Source organism: Halostagnicola sp. A-GB9-2, assembly GCF_030068615.1.
Taxonomy (GTDB): domain Archaea; phylum Halobacteriota; class Halobacteria; order Halobacteriales; family Natrialbaceae; genus Halostagnicola.
Genome location: NZ_JASJOC010000004.1, coordinates 448,707 through 468,715, shown reverse-complemented (window position 1 = coordinate 468,715; position 20,009 = coordinate 448,707). Strand labels below are relative to the sequence as shown.

22 protein-coding genes are annotated in these 20,009 nt (G+C 57.7%); 11 read left to right on the top strand and 11 right to left on the bottom strand.

Annotated features, from left to right (window positions below; translation table 11 throughout):
• Together QNM96_RS13485 and QNM96_RS13480 are read right to left on the bottom strand one after the other, a co-directional pair.
• On the bottom strand, positions 1–357 hold a 357-nt coding region (locus tag QNM96_RS13485; RefSeq protein WP_283836948.1), incomplete at its 3' end, for a 3-hydroxyacyl-CoA dehydrogenase NAD-binding domain-containing protein.
• A 94-nt stretch (positions 358–451) separates the two neighbouring features.
• Entirely contained in the window at positions 452–2,119 is a 1,668-nt protein-coding gene (locus QNM96_RS13480; RefSeq protein ID WP_283836946.1) for a thiamine pyrophosphate-binding protein, read from the bottom strand.
• Between the two features lie 159 nt (positions 2,120–2,278).
• Here QNM96_RS13480 and QNM96_RS13475 point away from each other — a divergent pair, with 159 nt between their 5' ends.
• A complete protein-coding gene (locus QNM96_RS13475; protein ID WP_283836944.1) occupies positions 2,279–3,442 on the top strand; it encodes an acyl-CoA dehydrogenase family protein in 1,164 nt (387 codons plus the stop codon).
• 380 nt (positions 3,443–3,822) lie between these two features.
• On the opposite strand, the gene QNM96_RS13470 is transcribed toward QNM96_RS13475, so the two are convergent.
• Positions 3,823–4,770, bottom strand: a complete 948-nt coding sequence (locus QNM96_RS13470; protein ID WP_283836942.1) for a metallophosphoesterase — start codon at positions 4,768–4,770, stop codon at positions 3,823–3,825.
• 154 nt (positions 4,771–4,924) lie between these two features.
• Between QNM96_RS13470 and QNM96_RS13465 the strand changes: the two genes are divergently transcribed.
• The gene (locus QNM96_RS13465) at positions 4,925–6,010 is read left to right on the top strand and encodes a trypsin-like peptidase domain-containing protein (protein WP_283836941.1); all 1,086 of its coding nucleotides are present in this window, start codon (positions 4,925–4,927) and stop codon (positions 6,008–6,010) included.
• Positions 6,011–6,225: 215 nt separating this feature from the next.
• Positions 6,226–7,101, top strand: a complete 876-nt coding sequence (locus QNM96_RS13460; protein WP_283836940.1) for a VOC family protein — start codon at positions 6,226–6,228, stop codon at positions 7,099–7,101.
• A 36-nt stretch (positions 7,102–7,137) separates the two neighbouring features.
• Here QNM96_RS13460 and QNM96_RS13455 read toward each other — a convergent pair whose 3' ends face one another.
• Positions 7,138–7,368 carry an Lrp/AsnC ligand binding domain-containing protein gene (locus QNM96_RS13455; protein WP_283836939.1) on the bottom strand — a complete coding sequence of 77 codons (231 nt, stop codon included), beginning with the start codon at positions 7,366–7,368 and terminating at the stop codon, positions 7,138–7,140.
• A gap of 162 nt (positions 7,369–7,530) precedes the next feature.
• Complete coding sequence (locus tag QNM96_RS13450) at positions 7,531–8,427, bottom strand: universal stress protein (protein ID WP_283836938.1); 897 nt, start codon at positions 8,425–8,427, stop codon at positions 7,531–7,533.
• 1,523 nt (positions 8,428–9,950) lie between these two features.
• Here QNM96_RS13450 and QNM96_RS13445 point away from each other — a divergent pair.
• Both QNM96_RS13445 and QNM96_RS13440 read left to right on the top strand, forming a co-directional pair.
• Complete coding sequence (locus QNM96_RS13445) at positions 9,951–10,130, top strand: hypothetical protein (RefSeq protein WP_283836936.1); 180 nt, start codon at positions 9,951–9,953, stop codon at positions 10,128–10,130.
• Between the two features lie 568 nt (positions 10,131–10,698).
• On the top strand, positions 10,699–11,295 hold the full coding sequence (locus tag QNM96_RS13440; protein WP_283836934.1) for a hypothetical protein: 597 nt from the start codon (positions 10,699–10,701) through the stop codon (positions 11,293–11,295).
• 257 nt (positions 11,296–11,552) lie between these two features.
• On the opposite strand, the gene QNM96_RS13435 is transcribed toward QNM96_RS13440, so the two are convergent.
• Genes QNM96_RS13435 through QNM96_RS13425 form a run of 3 tightly spaced genes read right to left on the bottom strand, consistent with a single transcriptional unit; the run spans position 11,553 to position 13,308 of the window.
• Entirely contained in the window at positions 11,553–12,575 is a 1,023-nt protein-coding gene (locus QNM96_RS13435) for a site-specific integrase (protein WP_283836932.1), read from the bottom strand.
• Complete coding sequence (locus tag QNM96_RS13430) at positions 12,572–12,889, bottom strand: hypothetical protein (protein WP_283836930.1); 318 nt, start codon at positions 12,887–12,889, stop codon at positions 12,572–12,574. The genes QNM96_RS13435 and QNM96_RS13430 overlap by 4 nt, the downstream gene beginning before the upstream one ends.
• Complete coding sequence (locus QNM96_RS13425; RefSeq protein WP_283836928.1) at positions 12,886–13,308, bottom strand: helix-turn-helix transcriptional regulator; 423 nt, start codon at positions 13,306–13,308, stop codon at positions 12,886–12,888. The genes QNM96_RS13430 and QNM96_RS13425 overlap by 4 nt, the downstream gene beginning before the upstream one ends.
• 234 nt (positions 13,309–13,542) lie before the next feature.
• Here QNM96_RS13425 and QNM96_RS13420 point away from each other — a divergent pair, with 234 nt between their 5' ends.
• The 3 genes from QNM96_RS13420 (at position 13,543) to QNM96_RS13410 (ending at position 14,379) form a co-directional block, all read left to right on the top strand.
• Positions 13,543–13,803: a helix-turn-helix domain-containing protein gene (locus QNM96_RS13420; RefSeq protein ID WP_283836927.1), complete on the top strand. Its 261-nt coding sequence runs from the start codon at positions 13,543–13,545 to the stop codon at positions 13,801–13,803.
• A gap of 66 nt (positions 13,804–13,869) precedes the next feature.
• Positions 13,870–14,127 carry a hypothetical protein gene (locus QNM96_RS13415; RefSeq protein WP_283836926.1) on the top strand — a complete coding sequence of 86 codons (258 nt, stop codon included), beginning with the start codon at positions 13,870–13,872 and terminating at the stop codon, positions 14,125–14,127.
• On the top strand, positions 14,128–14,379 hold the full coding sequence (locus QNM96_RS13410) for a type II toxin-antitoxin system HicA family toxin (RefSeq protein ID WP_283836925.1): 252 nt from the start codon (positions 14,128–14,130) through the stop codon (positions 14,377–14,379).
• A 2-nt stretch (positions 14,380–14,381) separates the two neighbouring features.
• Here the strand turns inward: QNM96_RS13410 and QNM96_RS13405 are convergent, their stop codons facing one another.
• The 3 genes from QNM96_RS13405 to QNM96_RS13395 form a co-directional block, all read right to left on the bottom strand.
• Complete coding sequence (locus QNM96_RS13405; RefSeq protein ID WP_283836924.1) at positions 14,382–14,510, bottom strand: hypothetical protein; 129 nt, start codon at positions 14,508–14,510, stop codon at positions 14,382–14,384.
• A gap of 320 nt (positions 14,511–14,830) precedes the next feature.
• Positions 14,831–15,844: an orc1/cdc6 family replication initiation protein gene (locus QNM96_RS13400; protein WP_283836922.1), complete on the bottom strand. Its 1,014-nt coding sequence runs from the start codon at positions 15,842–15,844 to the stop codon at positions 14,831–14,833.
• A 502-nt stretch (positions 15,845–16,346) separates the two neighbouring features.
• Positions 16,347–16,610: a hypothetical protein gene (locus QNM96_RS13395; RefSeq protein WP_283836921.1), complete on the bottom strand. Its 264-nt coding sequence runs from the start codon at positions 16,608–16,610 to the stop codon at positions 16,347–16,349.
• Between the two features lie 873 nt (positions 16,611–17,483).
• On the opposite strand from QNM96_RS13395, the gene QNM96_RS13390 reads away from it, so the two are divergent.
• From QNM96_RS13390 to QNM96_RS13380, 3 genes are all read left to right on the top strand, one after another.
• Positions 17,484–17,786 (top strand): hypothetical protein, encoded by a 303-nt coding sequence (locus tag QNM96_RS13390; protein ID WP_283836920.1) that lies wholly within the window; start codon positions 17,484–17,486, stop codon positions 17,784–17,786.
• A 309-nt stretch (positions 17,787–18,095) separates the two neighbouring features.
• Entirely contained in the window at positions 18,096–19,052 is a 957-nt protein-coding gene (locus QNM96_RS13385; RefSeq protein ID WP_283836919.1) for an ABC transporter ATP-binding protein, read from the top strand.
• The gene (locus QNM96_RS13380) at positions 19,049–19,954 is read left to right on the top strand and encodes an ABC transporter permease (protein WP_283836918.1); all 906 of its coding nucleotides are present in this window, start codon (positions 19,049–19,051) and stop codon (positions 19,952–19,954) included. The genes QNM96_RS13385 and QNM96_RS13380 overlap by 4 nt, the downstream gene beginning before the upstream one ends.
• Positions 19,955–20,009: the final 55 nt, after the last annotated feature.

Below are 20,009 nucleotides of genomic sequence, written 5' to 3'. Positions count from 1 at the left end.
AAGCGAAGAGGTGTTCGACGCGATGACTGCGTCCTCGCTTGCGACGTCCTCGACGTCCGAGAAGACGTTCTTCTTCAAGTCCATCTCTTCGGGAACGGCTTCGACGACGAGGTCGGCGTCTGCGATTGCCGCCTCGAGGTCGGTCGTTCCGTCGATCCGCTCGAGGGTCGCTTCCATCTCCTCGGCCGACACCTTCCCGCGGTCGACACCACCCTGAAGATTGTCGCGGATTCCCTCGAGGCCGTCCTCGACGAACTCCGGTTTAATGTCCCGGAGAACGACCTCGTGGCCCGCCATCGCCGAGACCTGTGCGATTCCGTGGCCCATACTCCCGGCTCCGAGCACAGCGATTTTCATGTGGACGTGGACTCGGAGCACGATCAAAAACGTTCTCCTTCTCGAGTTGAGAGGTCAGTGGTCTCGGCCTGTTCTTACCCAGTAATCGCTACATTCACTCGGCCATCCACTCGCTCGCCTGCGGTTCCCGCGGGTTGGTCGGAATCTCAACGAGCGTCGGTTCGTCCGCGTTGACGGACTCGCCGACCGCCGTTCGAATCTCTGCCGGCGTTTCTGCGCGGCGAGCGGTCATGCCGAAACTGTTTGCCAGCGAAACGAAATCGATCGGCGCGTCGGGCCAGGCGTACGCGTCGTCCTCGAGTTCGTACGACCGACCGGCTTCCTCGCTGATTATCGCGTAATCCTCGTTTCTGAACACGACCACAGTGATCGGGAGGTCCTCGGCGACGGCAGTGTGGAGTTCGTGAACGCACATCATGAGACCGCCGTCGCCGATCAACACCACGACATCCCCATCGGGGTTCGAGAGCTGTGCACCGATCCCCGACGGGAGGGCAACTCCCATCGACGCCCACGAGCCGGGGTTGACGTACGATCGAGGGCCGTACGCCTCGAACACGGTAAGAGCCCAGACGCGAGAACCGCCGGCGTCGGCCGTCACGACGGCCTCCCGCGGAACGGCGCTCCTGACTGCCTCGAGTGCGCTCACCGACGTCAGCGGCGGCGTCGATCCGCGAAGGTCGTCGATCCGATCGCTCGTTGCCTCTCGAACCGCGGTTGCGCGTTCCGCGCCGCTTTGGCTCGTCTCGGTCGTCGCCACACGCGTTCCGACGAACTCGCTCCCCTCGAGAGCCCCGGCGAGTTCCGAGAGCGCGGCGGTCGCGTCGGCGACGATCCCCACCGTCAGTTCGTACCCGTTGCCCAGATCGGCGGGATCGAGCGTGACGTGGACGATCGTGTCAGGGAGTTCAACGCTCCATCCGCGAGTCGCGTGCGCGTCGAGGTCCGTTCCGACCGCGAGCGCCGCGTCGGCCGTCGCGAGACACTCGAGCAGTTCCGGGGACGCGCTCCCGGAAAGCGTTCCCGCGGAAAATTCCCAGTCCTCCGGGACGACGCCCTTTCCTTTGTAGGTGGTGACGACCGGTGCATCGAGGATCTCCGCGACGCGCTCGAGTTCCTGACTCGCGTTCGCCGTCCGAACGCCGCCGCCTGCGAGGATCACCGGCGACTGGCTCTCCGCGAGTGCGTTCCGTGCGGCCTCGATATCGGATTCGGAAACGCCCTCGAGATGCTCGCGACAGTACTCGCCGGGCGTTGCGACCGGAACGTCCTTCGGAAGAAACGGTTTCGGGATACCGACCCGAACGGGGCCGTACGGCGGTGTTAACGCGGTCGCGATGGCTTCCTCGACAACGACCGCCGTACTCTCCGGCTGGCCGAGTAAGACGTTTGCTTTGACAACGTTGTCGTAGGTGTCCGGCGGCGTCTCGTGGATTCCGTCGCCCCCTCGCAGTTCGGGACCCGTCTCGACGGCGAAGTGGATCAGGGGCGTACAGTCGTTGAACGCGTTTTTCAGCCCGTTCATGGCGTTCATATCGCCCGGGCCGGGGACGACGACGGTCGCGGCGAGGTCGCCGCCCGCCTCCGCGTACCCCCACGCCTGGTGGGTAACCGCGGTCTCGTGTCGGGCCATCACGAAACGAATATCGTCCCGGTCGTCGATCGTCTCGTTCAGGGGGAGCGTCTGCTTGCCCGGGATACCGAAGACGGTATCGACCCCGTTTGCGACCAGGCGATCGACGACGGCTCGACTGACGTTCATACGTCTACTCTTGTGAACGAACCACTTAGCGTCTCTGCCGAGCGCCGAATCGACCGTCCTCGCGGAGCCGAAAACCGAGGGTCGAATCAAATGGCAGAGAGAACTTCGAAAGCTAGCAGTGACCGCAACGCCTATCACCTTGTTTATCTGTTATCACATATGCTGGATTTCGTCAGCCTCGAGGAAGACCTCGATCAGGAAGAACGAATGATCCGGGATACGGCCCGGGAGTTCGTCGAGGAACACGTCAAGCCCGAAATCGGCGAGCACTTCGAAGCCGGCACGTTTCCGAAAGAGCTGATTCCGAAGATGGGAGAGATGGGCTTTTACGCCCCCAATCTCGAGGGGTACGGCTCGCCGAACGTTTCCGAAACGGCCTACGGGCTGTTGATGCAGGAACTCGAGGCCGGAGACTCAGGGCTTCGATCGATGGCCTCGGTTCAGGGGGCCTTGGTCATGTATCCCATCCACGCCTACGGGAGCGAGGCGCAGAAAGACGAGTGGCTCCCGAAACTCGGCAGGGGCGAGGCGGTCGGCTGTTTCGGGCTCACCGAACCCGAACACGGCTCGAATCCGACGGCGATGGAAACGTTCGCCGATCGGACGGACGATGGCTTCCGACTCACCGGTTCGAAAACGTGGATCACGAACTCCCCCATCGCCGACATCGCCGTCGTCTGGGCGCGGGACCGCTCGAGCGAGGGCGATCCGGTGCGCGGCTTCCTCGTCGAAACAAATTGGGACGGCGTCAGCACCAACAAGATCACCGAGAAGCTCTCGCTTCGGGCTTCGATCACCGGCGAAATCGGACTGAACGACGTCTTCGTTCCGGAAGCAAATGTTCTCCCCGGCGTCGAGGGGATGAAGGGGCCGCTCTCCTGTCTGACCCAGGCTCGCTACGGCATCGCCTGGGGAGCCGTCGGCGCGGCGCGGGACTGCTTCGAGGTCGCACGGCAGTACGCGACCGACCGCGAGCAGTTCGGCGGCCCGATCGCTCAGTTCCAGCTCCAGCAACGAAAGCTCGCGGAGATGGCGACACAGATCACGCTCGCGCAACTCCTTGCCCATCGACTCGCGGAGCTGAAAGAACGCGGCGAGATGCGTCCGGCCCACGTTTCGATGGCCAAGCGAAACAACGTCCGCGCGGCTCGCGATCAGTCCAGAGTCGCCCGCGAGATGCTCGGCGGGAACGGCATCACCACCGATTACTCCCCGATGCGTCACATGGCTAACCTCGAGACGGTCTACACCTACGAAGGAACCCACGACATTCACACGCTCGTCCTCGGCGAAGAGTTGACCGGGATTCCGGCCTACCAGTGAGCGACGGGGGTCGCGGAATCGTTCGTCGTTCGTCTCCTCTCAGCGTTTCACTCTCCGGAACGGTGATTGACAGTGCGACGAACCAATGGAGACGAACGGGAGTTCTGTCGAGTGAAACGCGGTCGTTCCGTGGACGGCGTAATAGTTCCGTCAACGGCGGAGGTGTCTTGGGGAAGACGCGGCTGTTTTGAGAACACTCGCATAATCACACGCGCGATTCCGAGGACGACGAGCGCGATATTGGCGCTTCGGCGAGGACGGTATTGGTGGGTTGCCGAGGGCGGAATTAGCGATTCGGTGGAACGATAGATCCTCAAGTTCCGAGCAGAAACGCCGTCGAAAAATTGATCCATCCGGTTCGTTTCGCCCAGTGGAACGAATCAGTCGCGAGCGGATTCGAACTCGTCCACGAGCGGAAACGTGCCGAGTTGGGCCGCCGAAAGCAACACGCGATCCTTTTCGTACCCGTGGGCAATCGACTCGACCATGCCGTCGGCGTCGGTCAACGGAACGGATCGGACGGTCGTCCCGCGCTCGTCGATCTCGAGGAGTAACAACGCGTGCGGAAACGACGATACCGCTGGGACCGTGAGTTCGCGAACGCCGTCCGTTTCTTCGATTGCGGGGAAATGGAGGTGGCCGGTTACCACGAGTCCCACGTCGCGGGACGCGAGCAGTTCGACCAGCGGTTCCGGGTTCGAAAAACCGGGAACTGATCCACCGACCGGCAGTTCGGCTCGGTAGCGCTCGTACAGGTCACCCGTTGCAGGCAGATTGTGATGAACCGTGACGAGCGTCGAATCGATGTCGACGTCGGAAAGCGTCTCGTCGAGCCACATCAACTGCTCGGCACTGATGCGTCCGTCCCACGTCTCTGCGGGAGCGGCCGGTCTGGCGGCGTGGCTGTTGAGGCCGATTACCTCGAGATCGCCGAATCGGGTTCGAAACGGCAATTCACCCGGCGTGTATCGGCGTTCGAACGCTTCGATCGACGCCGATTCGTGGTCGTCGAACGTCGTCGGTAAATCGTGATTGCCGGGGACCGCAACCATCGGCGGCTCGAAATCTGCGAGTTCGTCGAACCGGTCGAACTGTGCAGGCGTTCCGTCGCGCGAGAGATCCCCCGCGACGACGACGCCGTCGATCGCCCGGTCGTTTACGCACTCGACGGCGGCCCGAAGGTGGCGCTCCGTTCGATGAAGCACTTTCCACGTTCCGGAGGCGTCCGTCGCGAGGTGAACGTCCGAAAGAACCGCGAGCGTCGTGGACTCGGTCGTCGTCGGTCGCTCGAGGCGTGCGAGCAGTTGGCCGGCGTGCGGTCGATGCATCTTCGAGCCGATTGACGGTCTCGAGCGGTGTAAAGTTCCCCCGCCCGCCCAGCAACACGATATAGCGGTCGCTCCGAACCGGAAACTCGTCGGGTACAGAACCGATCAATTCTGTAGAGCGGCGTTTTAAACGGTTTGTCGTGGACAACCGACTATGAAACAGCCACGAGCGACACGGCGAACGGTTATGGAACTGGTCGGTGGAACGATCGCCGCCGGGAGTTTCGCTAGCCTGAGCGGTGCCGCTCAAGACGACAGCGGCGACGATGACTCGACTGAGGGAGATGAACTCGAGGAGAGCGAGTACGCGACGCTCTACGAGGAGGCGATCGACGGCGTGGTCCTCGTTCAGACCTCGGGAACCGATCACGAGGAGGGCATCGGATCGGGGTTCGTCTACGAGGACGAGTACATCATTACGAACGAGCACGTCGTCAGCACTGTCGACGAGCTCGATATCCAGTTCGTCGAGGAAGACTGGCAGTCGGCAACGGTCGTCGGAACCGATCCCTACAGTGACCTCGCGGTTCTCGAGGCGGACGAGTTGCCCGACTACGTCGAATCGTTGCCCGTCGCCGAATCGACACCGGATATCGGACAAGAAGTCGTCGCACTGGGCAATCCGCTCGGGCTCGATGCGTCGGCGTCGCAGGGGATCGTGAGCGGCATCAACCGCTCGCTGCCCAGTCCGACCGGATTCAATATTCCGGCGGCGATTCAGACCGACGCCCCGGTGAATCCGGGAAACAGCGGCGGCCCGCTCGTCACGCTCGAGGGAGACGTCGTCGGGGTCGTCTTCGCGGGTGCCGGACCGGGGCTAAATATCGGTTTTGCGATCTCGACACCGCTCGCCGAGCGGGTCGTTCCGTCACTGATCGAGGACGGCACCTACGACCATCCGTATCTGGGCGTCAGCGTCGTCCCGCTAACGCCGCGTATCGCACAAGCGAATTCCATCGACGAACCGGGCGGCGTTCTGGTCGCCGAAATCGCCCCCGGCTCTCCCGCCGACGGCGTGTTCGAAGCGGCCGACCAAACGGCGCTCGTCGAAGACGAACTCGTTCCCGTCGGTGGCGACGTGATCGTCGAACTCGCCGACGGGGAGATACCGAACCAGGACTTTCTGTCCACACAGCTCGCACTCGAGACGTCGCCCGACGAAACGATCAGCGTCGAAGTTATTCGTGACGGCGAACGAACGGAACTCGAGGTGACGCTCGGCGCTCGAGACGAACTGTGAAATCGACCTTGTATATGTACGGTCAGAAGCGATAACTGTTACGAATATATGAGTGTAATGGACACGAGTGCGAACGGGAACGAGATGAGCGTACACGGTGGTCGCCCGAAATGTATCAGTCAGGGACTTCGAAACGGACGATATGACGATTCTGACGCTCGATACGTCTCCGCAGCATGACGATACTTACAATCGTGTACCGCATCCGTTCGAATATGACACGGCCCAGCTCGCTTCCGTCCGGCACGCAGATCGGACGAGTCTCGCTTCTCGCGTCCGACCGTTCGGAACTGGTCGAGTTCTATCGAGACGTCGTCGGACTCGAGATGTGCTCCCGGAGTTCCGGAGAAACGACACTCGGTGCCGGTGGACGGGCGTTGCTCGTGATAGGCGAAGATCAGAACGCCGCTCCGCGCGACCGGACGAAAGCGGGGCTCTATCACACGGCGTTCAGAGTCCCCTCCCGAACCGCACTAAGCGATGCGCTAAGGCGGATCCGAACACAGTGGGAACTCGAGGGTGCGTCGGACCACGACGTCAGCGAAGCGATCTATCTCACCGATCCAGCGGGCAACGGAGTGGAGATCTATCGCGACCGACCGCGCGACCGGTGGTCGACGAGCGGCGGACATGTCGAAATGGGATCGAAGCCCCTCGATCTCGAGTCGCTACTGGCCGCCTCGAGCGGTCAGCCAGAAGGGGAACGTATCGTGATCGAGGACGTAATCGATCCGGAAACGACGGTGGGTCACGTACACCTCGAGGTGAGCGCTATCGACGACGCTCGCGCGTTCTACGAGGATGGAATCGGCTTCGATATCGCAGTCGAGCCAGCTCCCTCAGTGCTATTTTTCGCCGCGGGCGGCTATCACCACCACGTCGCCGTAAACACCTGGAACCGACGGTCAGCTCCCGCCTCGGGGCAAGGGGTCGCCTGGTTCGAAATCACCGTTCCAGACGAATCGGCGTTGACAGCGGTTCGTGACCGCGTGCGAGCTACCGGCGGCACCCTCTCCGAGCACGACGACGGGTTCGACGTCACCGATCCCGACGGAATCGAGGTTCGGGTTCGGCTCGAGAACGGGACCTGATCGTCGGAGACGAGAATTCTCGCGATCGATCCGCGATCAATCCAGACAGACGTACGTTCTCGTCGTCCCGACTCCCTCACGAGGGCGGATTTCCACACTAACGAGGCGGAGCAACGATTGGACGTCGGGCCCCTCGAGTTCGAGGATCACGTCGAATTCGCCGACAACGACGTGCGCTCCGTCGACACCGTCGACCGCCGAGAGCTCCCGACAAACCCGTTCAGAGGTTCCAGCAGCGCACGTGAGGAGTGTGTATGTCCGTACCATTATCTCCCGGAACGTGCTCGACTCCATTAATCTCGAGGGGTCGTCCATCCACGCGGTTGACCCGTCTACGCAGTTGGCCAGTCCCATCTACCCACTCAGCCCGCCGGTAGACTAATTTGACCGTCGCACCGGCGCAGTCCTCGATGCAGACGGTGGTTCCTACTACGACGGTGTCAGGAACTGTCTCAGTTGCCTGAGAACTGGTTCACCGACCACGTCGCCGGCGCGAGCAAGGATCACCGTCTGGTCGGTCCGCCGGACGACCGCCCGCGGGATCGAACCCACGAACCGACGGTGAAGCGCGCTTTGGCGAGTCGCACCGAACACGAGAATGTCGTGCTCGGGAACGTTCTCGACGATCGCATCAGCGACATTCGCTCCCCGTTCGATCCTGGCATCGATTCGAACCGTCGGATCGGCCGCCGTCTCGAGGGCGATTTCTGCGTCGGTGACGTATCCGTGTGCGGCCTCCGAATTGCCATCGGGAGGGGCGATCGAGAGAACGGAGACGGTGGCGTCATTGCTGGCGGCGATCGCCGTTGCCACTCTCGCCGCCGGGCCGACGTGGGGTCCGCCGGCGACCGGCAGGAGGATCGAATCGACGCCGTTGGCCTCGTGGCCGATCCGCTCGACGTAGAGGTCACACGGAACGCGCTCGATCAACTGGTCGACGGTCGTTCCCAGGACGGCGTTCGTCCGACCCTGGCGCTCCCGCCATCCGACGACGAGTGCGCGCGCCTGTGAGTCCGTCACCGCCGTCATGATTCCGTCGACGACCGATCGGGCGACGATCACCTCGCTTTCGACCGTCACGTCTTCGGGTGCCACTTCGATCGCTCGCTCGAGGATCTCGCGGCTGTTTCCGGGGTACTCCTCGATGATCGTCTCGTCCGTGTATAGCGAAAACGGAGAACTATGTGGCTTGACGGCGATCGAAACGATTCGGACGACGCCGTCCTCGAGTCTGGCGAGGTCGCCAGCCGTTCGGACCAGTTGTTCGACGTGAGACGGAGAACCAACCGCGACGAGGACCGGCTGGTTCGCTGATGGCTGAGACATACTCGAGACCACAATGTGTAGTACTGAATAGGTTTGGTTCGTGTTACCGTTCATGGTACCCGATGCGAAGATGGAATGCGAAGCTATATTGAAACGTTATAGAAATTTATTTGGATTGAAAATAGCGCTCGGTCGGATCTGATCGAGAGAAACATCGAAGACGTGGTCTCGTAAGTGATTCCTCTTCACCGAGTTCGACACAGGATCTGTCCAACGGGGAAATCACCGCAATAGCCGGTCTAAACTCCCCTTCAACACAATCAAAGCGGGTAGAGGGTGACGGTGAGACAACCGAAATAAGTACTGACGAAGAATCTATTTTCACCCAATATAAACATTATACATGGACATATAGTCGAATGTAGTTCATATTCCTTTGGTAAATTTGGATATAGTATTTGTATCCAAATAATGTCTGTTCAAATAGAGTAAGAAAATAGGTGTGATCGTTTCTCGGTGATTCTGCGATCACGAAACTGGTGAATGTACCGATACCGAAATAAATTATTTGACTGTTCTATCATTTAGATTGTGAATAGTCGCTGACTGACTTCACCCTGATCACTGGACGGACGTGGCTGGTACATAAACGATGAACAATGGAACCTACACTTCTCGAGGCGGTGCTCGTTCGGTTGCCGGCAGAGTCAGGGGCAGCTGTGAGTTCGATTCCTACCAGAAAACCCATCAGCAATTGGTCTCGACGACCGTCACAATGCACGACAGAAGATGCGATCGCCGTCGCTCGTCGAAAGGGACGATCACGGTGAAGCACCGATGTGAACGTCCTCGACAGGGTGCGGTGCTCGATCCGACGGATAGTTCGATACTTCGGCGGTGTTTTCTCCGCCGCGTTTTGCGAAGATCCGTGTATAGAAGTCGCCGTCGGCCCCCCTTGTTTCGCGTCGGACTCTCAAATCGTGAGAGATCTCGAAACATAACCGTGGCTATTAATCGAACAACCAATTCCGTATACAGCCCTACCGGTATGGAGGGATACTACCGCCTCATAGAAGAGCGAAAGTATGACCGCACCCCCGGAAGAATCGTCCGGAAATGAGCGATCCAACCGATTCGGGAGATTCCCGGTAAACACTAAATGAGCTTATTAATTGTGATCGCAACGTGGTTGCTCCTCACCCTTTTTTATCTCTGCTTTTTATTCGGGGCCGGAGACACAGACTGCTGACCGGACGTGGTTGGGACTTCGATTCCAGTCGTTCACTACCCCGTCGGTAATCGTCCCCCGTTCTCGGCTCTCGCCGATTGCGACCGTCGCAAGCGGTAGACCAGTCTCTGAACGCCTTTACCTCGCCGTCTTCGGGAGATTTCTGTTCTGGTAACATGCCTTCTCAACCCATCCCGGATGCGGGTAGAGATATGATAATGCGCTCGACAGCGCGCCCGAAACGGACAGACATGGGGTCCGCGAATAATATTATCCGAAAAAGGGGGTAAAACGAGGGGTATAGCCCCCCGTGACCACTCCTCATCAACGCGGGGGAGGGTACTACAACGCTACTATGGCAATTCGAAAACTCAGAAATATCGACGGGTCAGGTGAGGTCGTGCTGCCGAAAGGAGACCTCCAGAGGGATGGAGTGGTCAACGCCGACGACGAAATCAAAGATGCTCACATTACAGTCGATCGCGTCGACGATGGGGAGTACCGAATCAAAGCGGTCGATCCGGACAATTTCTAACTGCCGTCGGTTCGGATTCGCATATTCGTACACATGGCCCCCGGATTCCTAGTTTTTTCGATTCACTCCACCTGGCCCAGCTCCCATAATCGGCGAGTTTCTATCAGTTCGTTAGAGTGGTTTCGTCTTCGTCGCGGCGATCGGCGCCCAATGTGCACCCAGCGTTCTCGATCTCGTGTGCATATTCGGAAAACCGTTTTTCGAGACGTACTCTTTTTCAGGATGGTTCTTGCCCTCGAGCACATCGCCTGCGATTCCTGACCTTCGCGCGTGTTCGTTCGGGTCCCGCTTCGTTCCGATAGTCGTCGCTCAAACGTTCACTCGCGACAGAAGCGGATGGGATTACCGAATGAGAGCTTCATTGCTCTTTGCCCTACACAAGCATGGGGGGTGCTCTATCCAGTCAAAATACTGTGTGTCCGTGTCGGTCATTCCTTGCGACCATCGCCTCACGATCGTTTCTGTTCGAATATCACAACAAAACCACCAGAGGAAACGGCTTCGGTTGAGACTTCAGCCGTGCACCTATGTGACCGGGCTTATATCATGGTAGCAGATATTTCCACATATGAGACGACGAGACTGCCTCGCTACGTTCGGTATAGGGACGGTAGCGGCCCTTGCTGGATGTACGTCAGATGCTGATAACGACGACGAGAATGGGGACAACGACTCACCAAACAACTCGAGCAATGAAAGCAGTGAGGAAGGTGCGAGCCTCCCAGAACAGCCGACCATCACAACTGAAGATACCAACCCAGACCGTGCAACAACCACGCTCGAGATAGAATGGAACGCTACCGTGTTCGACACCTACCAAAGTGATCCTGAGACAGACCAGTTCCACAGACCTCCAGAGGGAGAACAACACCTGGTTATTCAAAAAGAGATAACGAACACAGGCGAGGAAACAGCCAACTTCGTCCCCCGTCAAATGAACGTTGCTGTCGGTGGGACCGAAGCGGATTGGACTGTTATTGACGATGTAAGTAAGTTAGATGTCGATCTCGAACCAGAGGAGAGCGTGAACGAGTGGACAGCATTTGCGGTTCCAGAGAATCCAAGCGAGGTAGCGATAACGATCCAAGAAGTAGTGAGTGTCGACTATGCAGCTACGTTCACCCACGACGAGAATCTCGAGGTCGAAGTAGTTCCTGCGGAATAAGCCCGGCTCGCGTAACGTTACAGCCACCTACTTCCTCCGTTTTCAGTGTGATTGCCGTTCGTATCTCTCGAGCCAATTCGGCCCGCTGTAGGCGTCGACGCAGAACCTCGGACTACTGCAAATCCGGTAATCATTACGCATTCGTCGCTCGCGGATTTGCTCGCGACAGGAGTGAGTAGGATCGCCCGGCATTGATCTAGACCCATAATCGACAGACTGCGCTACGATCAAAATTATTAATTCCGTGGACATGTCTCTCATTGGATTTCGAGTTTTTCGAGGTGCGGACGGCGTCGAAGCTCCATCCGCTCGCGCTTAGTTGCCTTGTCGTAGTACCGATCGATGACCTCCTGCGAAGCGTTCACCCGCTCCGAAGTGACCTCTCGAGGAACACCGCGATCTTGGTGCCAGGTGATCGACCCGGTTCGGACGTGATGGGGAGCTCGTGATGACGGACACTTGCTCGCGTGCGTATGGCTACGAAACTCGCAGGTTTCGGAATCATGCCCATGCGGGCACGGCCCGTGAACGCACGGAAAAGTCGCCGTGTACATCCAGGCACGCATCGTATTCGTCGACGGTCGGTCCTGAAGCGACGAGAAAAGCGGCTGTCTACCGTGGTCGTCGTGCTTATCGCTTCGCTCAGACTGAATGTACTGTCGAAGTGCTTTCGCAACTCCGTTACGGATAGCTACGACTCGCTCTCCATGCCGTTTGTTCTTCAACGGGGTATCCGTACTCGGTCGGTGAACGAACTCGAGCAGCTGCTCACCTACGTCGAAGTCCCTCAGATCCAACGCTCGAATCCCACCCAATCGCGCGCCCGTATGCCAAGCGACCTCGAGCAGTGCGTGGTTTCGCGATCCTGCCAGCTCACTCGAGCGGTAATAGCGAATCAACGACAACGCTCGGCCGGTCTCGAGTTTAGTTTCACGAGATTTCTCGTCGTCGGGGATATCAGGAATGTTTACCCGATCCGAGAGCCCGTCATCAACCGCTTCAATCCGTTCCAGGTATTCAATGAACTGTGCAAGCGTCTCCATCTCGTTGTGAAGGGTTGTCGCGGCGACGCCTTCGCCAGAGCGGGAGCTTTCAAACTGATCGAGAACCCAGCCGTTGAGCTCCGAGACAGTTTCTATATCGCTTTCTTCGCACCACTCTGTGAACAGCTTCAATCGGTAGTGGTAGGTCGCGACGGATTCGTCTGTCAACTCCGTGCGCCGCCCATCGAGATATCGGTGCCATGCCTCGCGTGGCGTCATTTCCTTCGGTGTGATCACTCGAGATCACCGTCGTCGACGTAGAGATCTTCGAGATCGCCTTGGTCCGCGCTACTTTCCTCGTCGGCGAGTCCTTCCGTGAACGTCCCTACTTCACCACGAAACAGCCGGAAGAACTCTCGAGTGCTGTCCTCCGACCGAACCTGCGAATGCTGTTTCGTGATCGACGAGACCATCGACTCGAAAATCTGGTCTTCGTCCTCGAGTACTTCGATCCCGTCGGAGAGCCGACGGTAGGCGAGCATCTTCTGGAACCCGCGCGTGTGGACCACAGCTTCGATCTCGTCGTCGGAGAGTTCGCCGACATCGATCATTCGCGATCACCCGCGTTGGAATCGTCAGCAACAGCGGTCGTCATACCGCACGCGGCCGCCATGCGCTCGACGCGCTGGATTAAGAGCCCGCGCCCGTCACGCGTCAGCGCGTACTCGTTCGTGCGTTTGTCGAGTTCGGACTTCTCGACGAGTTCGAGCTGCACGAGTTCATCGAGGTTCGGGTACAGCCGACCGTGATTCACCTCGCCGTGCTGGGGCTCGAGCTGTCGTTTGATCTCGAGTCCGTACGGAGTCTCGTCGTTGCGCTCGAGCCGAGCGATCGTCTCGAGGCAATCGCGCTGGAATCCGGAAAGGTTCCCCCACGTGGTGCCACCGTCGGCGAGAAGTCGCTGGTTGGTTGTGGTCGATTCCGCTGGTCGTTCGGGGCCTTCAAGACCCCGCGTGTTGTCGTCGTACATGGCTTGCGTACCACAGATACGCGAGCCGCGCGGACCCGGTGTCCCTAGCACCGGACCGCATTTTCCAAATGGGTCCGACGGACAGTCAGACCCGCGTGAAACTCGCGTTACCTGATCACTCTCGAGTCCACCATAATAGAATATTCTACAATATAGTGCAATCAGATGTTCTACATCGTACAACAGATGCGTCGTTTCGAACCACGTAAGAAGGTGGTATGGAATTGGTATATAATGAGAAAACCCGGTCCATGGATGCAGAATCCGACTGACGAGAGGATTCTGGAAGTCCTCAATACTGGGTTGGAGTTGGGTCCTACTACGATTGCGAGGAACATCGATCGCCATAGAACTGGTGTCAACCGGCGTTTGTCGACATTGGTCGAATACGGTCTTGTTAGCCGAGTCGATGAGGGATATTACGAGATCTCCGACTTGGGAGAACAGTACCTTGCTGGAGACCTCGATGCCGCTGATCTCGAGCCCACAGAGTAACTCTCTCGTCTGTTCGCTCGAGTCGGAACGAACGCTTATCAGGCTCTTTCTCCTACGTGGGAGTATATGGCGAGTGCTACGCGGAATGACCGATCCGAGGGCGTCGAATTCATCCACGAGGACGACGGCCGCATTACCGCAAAGGATCTCGAGACCGGGGTCGCTTCGTTCGGCGATTCCAAGTCCGAAGCATTGGCGATGCTCGCGGAAGCACTGAAGCTGCACGAGGGTGGCGGTGAACCAGTCACCGACGACGATCTCGAAGAATGGGGGCTCGACCCCGACGCGGCGGGCGAAAAGGAACTTCCGGACTTCATGCAGTAAATGGTTCGGACAACGTTTTCTGGCAGAGAAATTGCGAAGGTTCTCAAGGACCATGGCTACGTTCCTGTCGACCGGACGGGAAGCCACCTTAAGCTCCGATACGAGCACCCTGAAACTGGTGAAGTAAGGGTCGTCAGCGTCCCGATGCACTCCGAAGATAAGATTCCGACCGGAACGATGCATTCGATCGCCAGCCAATGCGGTGCAAACGACTTTCACGCCTGGTGCGAGTGGATCGATACGAATCGGTGATATCACGACTTCTCGACCTCCTCGATCCCGGTCCGCTGGACAACGGGTTCGATCCAGCTCGGTAGATCGGCGTCGACGCGCTTCCCAATCTCATTGCACACCATCACGAGAACTGCGGTACCGTCGTTCACCCCAAACACCCAGTGTCGGCCATTTTCCACTCGAACATCAATACGCGCGCAATTGACCGGCGTTCCTGTGACCTCAACTGACGCGGGTTTGCCAGCAGGAGTTTCGACTTCAAAACCACCTAACGACTCCCCCGAGTCCGGTACCGATTCGGTTGTAAGTTCGGACATACACCGAACGAGGAACGTCCATTTAATAGGACTACACCGGCAGTGGCCGGAAAACACCGATATCGGCTGACGATACCAAATTTCAGAAGAAGGGGGGCTGTATCCCGTGGCCGGAAAATGGCCGGAAAGTGGCCGGAAAAACGAAAACCGCCCTACGGCTCGGCTATCGTGTATGATTTCCCACGACCGGTGCCAGACGACTCGAGCAATTCGTACTTATCGACTAACGAGGAAAGGTATCGCCGCCGAGTCCGGTTCGGTTTTGGATTCCTGATTCGTCTCTCGTAGGTGTCGTGCAGTTCTCCAACCCCAATTTCACCAGCGTCGGCAATGATGTCGTGCAGTAGTCGTTTGTGCGTTCCCAGCGAATTGATGTGGTCCTGTCGGAGATCCTGGCGTGCCTCGTGATGAACCGATTCAACGTCGTCGATCGTAATCTGCGATCGATCCGAACGAGCGACGCGAACGGTGGCCTTCTCGAGATGCTTGATCGCTTCGCGTGCGTCACCGGCCGCAATATCTGAGATGTATTCAACAACCCCGATCGTAATCACTCCTGGTCGCAATCCTGCAGAGATTCGAGCTAAGAGAATATCCACTAATTCGCTGTGAGAATACCGTCGTAGTCGGACCGTCTCTGCACTCGAAAACCGGGATTTGACTCGCCCGTTCAGCTGGTGATTCGCAAAAAAGTCGTCTTCGTCGATCGTGATCGCGACGATCGTCACGTTCGGGAGATCTCCCAACCCGAGCAACAGCGTTTCGTCCTCAAGCACGTCGACCTCATCAATGATCGCGACAATATGATCGTCTGTTTCGCGAAAGGCTTCAATGAACGCACCGGATGCGGTGCCGTCTCTTGACAGATGGTTTCCTATCTTCGAATCCTGCGCGAGCCCGTGCAAGACCTCGGTTTTCGACGAGCCCGACATGCAATTCCAGTATGCTCGTTTGACGCCCAAGGATTCCTGTCGCAGCTTCCGAACGACGTACTTCGCGAGCGTGGTTTTCCCCGATCCCGATGGTCCGAAAATCAGGCTATGATCCCCACCAACGCCGTGAGTTAGTGGTTCCAGCGCTGTCGCGAGCTGACTTATCTGTCCTTCCCTGTGCTCGAGATCTTGGGGAACGTAGGTTGTCTCGAGTGCTCGAGCATTGACAATCATAGTGAGTGATCAGTTAACTCAGATAAGAATACCCGACTTTCATAAAAAGACCACATTCCAAATAGACTGTTCAAAGAAAGATTAATTATGGATTGTTGCTAGGTTCCGGGTTGTATGGGAAAAGGTGTAGCGCAGGGGGAGACTGGCATACGGGTGGATAGTGGCTGTAAACCAGATGAATTCTGTATAGGGTTTTAGGATGGGTGACAAGTACGGCGATCTAACCGATAAGCAACAAGAGATTATTGATACAGCATCAAAGAACTCAGATCTTACAAATGAGGAAATCGCGGACAGAACGAATTCATCGTCCTCATATGTTTCACAGGTTAAAAATGACCATAAGCGGGTTCTCAAAAGCCAGAAGAGTAAGAGATATGACCCTCTCATAATCCTATTAATTATTCTTGCAGTGGGTCTCACTTTTGCTTATAATAATGGGATGCTGGATGGGATGATCTAACCGGTTCAAAATCGGTGTTTTCCTACGGCTATACGTAATTCAAATCTTGGAAAGTTCTACCTCAACACCACCGACAGTGCCACTGATAAAGTTGTAAATTAACGGCGCAATAGCACCCGATACCACGCCAAAGACGGCGGCACCAATTAACAGGGTGATATACATGCCAATTCCAATACCACTTTCAATCACCAAGTCTAAGAGTACCAAGGGGAATCCCATTACACCGGCAGTTACCACCGAAATGACTGTGTATATTTTCACCACTGAGAGTACCCCAATGCGGTTGATTTCTGTTACCATGAGGAAATCCTCACACCTCTGAATCTTAAGTCCACTGGCAAATCAATCAATACTGGTCTGAGCTGCTTTTTAGTAAGTGTACGATTTGACAACTTCTTGTTATCGGCCGCCAATCCAGTACCAGTATAGAGTTATTGCCAATACATGTTTGGTGCTGTGATTCTGTTAGTGGAATATGTCCGACGAGAGCGGTGAAAAACGGATGGCAAAGATGTATGAACGTCAGCAATGGATGGAATCAATCAATGAGATGAGGGAGGGGTCGATTGGTGCTGGGTCAGAAGTTCACTATCATATTGTAGACTGAGAACGGTTACAACGATTTGTCACCTTTATTGGCGTTTTTGTTGCAGTATTACACACAGCCGGAGCGGACGTTGTTACCTCAGTTAGCCTTGGAGTTAGTATGGCTGGGGCGATCGATCACCTAGTGAATCGTATGTTGAATGGTTGATGTCGAGATTATATAATATCTTATGAATGTTGTCACAACCGACTCGAGTTAGAATTGCTTAAAGAATCTCTTATATCCTGTTCCATGCCCCGGGCCTCTTTGATTGCTTCACGAGCAGCATCTGAATTTTTGACTCACCTGATAACCAGGAATTGTAAGAACCCTATTCTTTCACCCGTTCATCTTGCCTGAGCCCGTTCGAACCGGGTTTCCGTGTGAGTGCACGGGGTCGCACGTCTCGAGAATCGTTTTCCCGAATATGAACACGAGCGCGAGCACCGCGTGTTCATATCGCGCCCATCGCGAGCGCGATCGCGTCGCCGACCGCGCCGATCACCACCCAGCCGACACCCCATTTATATACAAAACTCGATCCAGCTACCCGAAAAAACTAGGATATCCGACTCGTGTTCACGAACATGGCCCGAAACAAGAACGACATTCCCGGCTCTGTCCGAATCCGAACCGACGACGGCAACGAATGGCGATTCGACGAAATCGAGAAAGCCGCCGACTATTACGACTGTAATCGATCCAACGCGGCCGCGTTCGCCTGTCACGACGTTACCCGCATCGTCGCCAGTGCTCGCCGAGTCCTTGAGCGCCCGGATCTCACCCTCGAGCAACGGAAAGAGATCGCCGACCAGCTGTCGACCGGCAACGTGACTTTCACTGTCGAGACCGGCGTCGAAGTCGAAACCGGCCGCGACTATAGGGATTAGCAAAATAACCCATACGCTCAATCCTCGTACTCTCCAATAATTGTCAGTACCGTTGTGCAAGATACAGGGCGCGAATGTGGCACAGTCTGAGGGGTAATCTGCGAAGGTCAATGATCGCTCAGTACAGAACGTACACTTTTCACATCAGTCAGATAATACACGCGACAAGTATGACTTCCAAATATCAAGATCAGTCCTGGTGAGACTCCTCATATAGAGATCAGAGTTGCCTGGTCGTGAATACAACCGTGTGTAAGCATCTCTAGTGGAATCAGAAGCTATTTTTTGATAGGAAACTAACTATAATCGATGGATGCCATTCAGACGAATTCTCTCACGCGCCGGTTCGGGGATATAACAGCCGTTGAATCTCTGGATCTAACGGTTCGGGAGGGAGAAATATACGGATTTCTCGGACCGAACGGGGCAGGGAAGTCGACGACGATCAACATGCTCCTCGGGTTCACGCCACCTTCGACGGGTTCGGGAACAGTGCTCGGTTACGACATCGAATCCGAGTCGCTCGCTGTCCGCCAATCAATCGGCGTTCTCCCCGAGGACTTTGGAATGTACAATCGGTTGACTGCTCGGAAACACGTTCAGTTCGCCATCGACGCAAAAGGTGCGTCTAACGACCCTGACGAGCTCTTAGCGCGCGTCGGACTCACCGAGGCAGCCGATCGAAAAGCTGGCGGGTTCTCGACCGGGATGAAACAACGCGTTGCTCTCGCGATGGCGCTCGTTGGCGAGCCCGATCTGATCGTCCTGGACGAGCCCACCTCCGGGATTGATCCGAACGGCGCCCGGGAGATGCGCGAGATCATCCGCGAGGAGAACGCTCGCGGCGCGACCGTCTTCTTCTCGAGTCACATCATGGAACAGGTCGAGGCCGTCTGCGACCGCGTCGGGATCATGCGCGGCGGCGAGCTCGTCGCCGAGGATAGCATCGACGCGCTCAAGTCGCAGTTCGACGCCGACTCCCGGCTCGTGCTGACCGTCGACGCGGTGCCCGACGGCGTTCGCGAGGCCGTCGCCGCACTTTCCGGTGTCACCGACGTGCGCGTCGAGGGCGTCGAGATCGTCGCGTCTCTCTCCGAGTCGAGCCGGAAGGCGACCGTCATCAATGCCGTCGAGGACGCCGGCTGCACGGTCGAGGACATCTCCAGCGAGGAACCGTCGCTCGAGGATCTGTTCGCCGCGTTCACCACTGGCGACCGGCCGACGCGCGGCAGGCGCGACGGCAGCACGGAGGTAGTGGACGCATGAGCGGCGCCCACGACACCTCCCGGGCGGAGAGCGGTAGGAGGTACACCAACTGGATCGCGATCGCGCGAAAGGACTTCGCGGATGCCGCACGCGCGAAGATGCTTTGGGCGCTGACCGCGCTGTTAATCCTACTCGTCGCGGGCGTCTCAGCGATCCCGTACCTGCTCCACAGCGACGGCCCCGCCCCCGAATTCGCCGACGCCGTCGGCTTTCTCTTCCAGCCAATCGGGATGCTGGTTCCGATCATCGGCCTGATCGTCGGCTATCAGGCGATCGTCAAGGAGCGCGAGTCCGGGAGCATCCGCTTCCTGCTCGGTCTCCCGTTCACGCGCCTCGACGTGGTCCTCGGGAAAGTCGCCGGACGAGCCGGCGTCGTCGCCCTTCCGACGGTGATCGGCTTCCTGGTCGGCAGCGTCGTGATCGCCGCCCTCTATGACGGCTTCGTCGTCTCCGACTACCTCGGCCTGCTGGCGTTTTCGCTCATCATGGGGCTCGTCTACGTCGCGATCGCCGTCGGCGTCTCGGCGAGCGTGAACAGCCGGGCGAAGGCCGTCGCGGGCGTGCTCGGCATCTTCGTCGTCTTCGACTTCCTCTGGAGTTTCGTCCCGTCAGTGATCTACTGGGTCTTTGAGCGCGAAGTGCCCCTGTTCACGGGCGAACCCGTCCCCGCCTGGTACCTCCTCGTCGAGCGGCTCAGCCCCGGCCAGGCGCTGTCCGTGATCGCGCTCGACCTCATCGACTTCGTCGGCTCGGAGGACGTCGACATGACGACGGCCGGTCGGATCGCCGGCGACGTCCCGTTCTACCTCGAGACCTGGGGCGCCTGGGTGATCGTCCTCGCGTGGATCGTCGTCCCGCTCGTGATCGGCTACTACCGGTTCGAGCGCGCGATCATCAGCTAAGAGATAAAATTTGCATACCTCTTTGGCCTGACTGACAACTGTTGCTCAGTAAGCA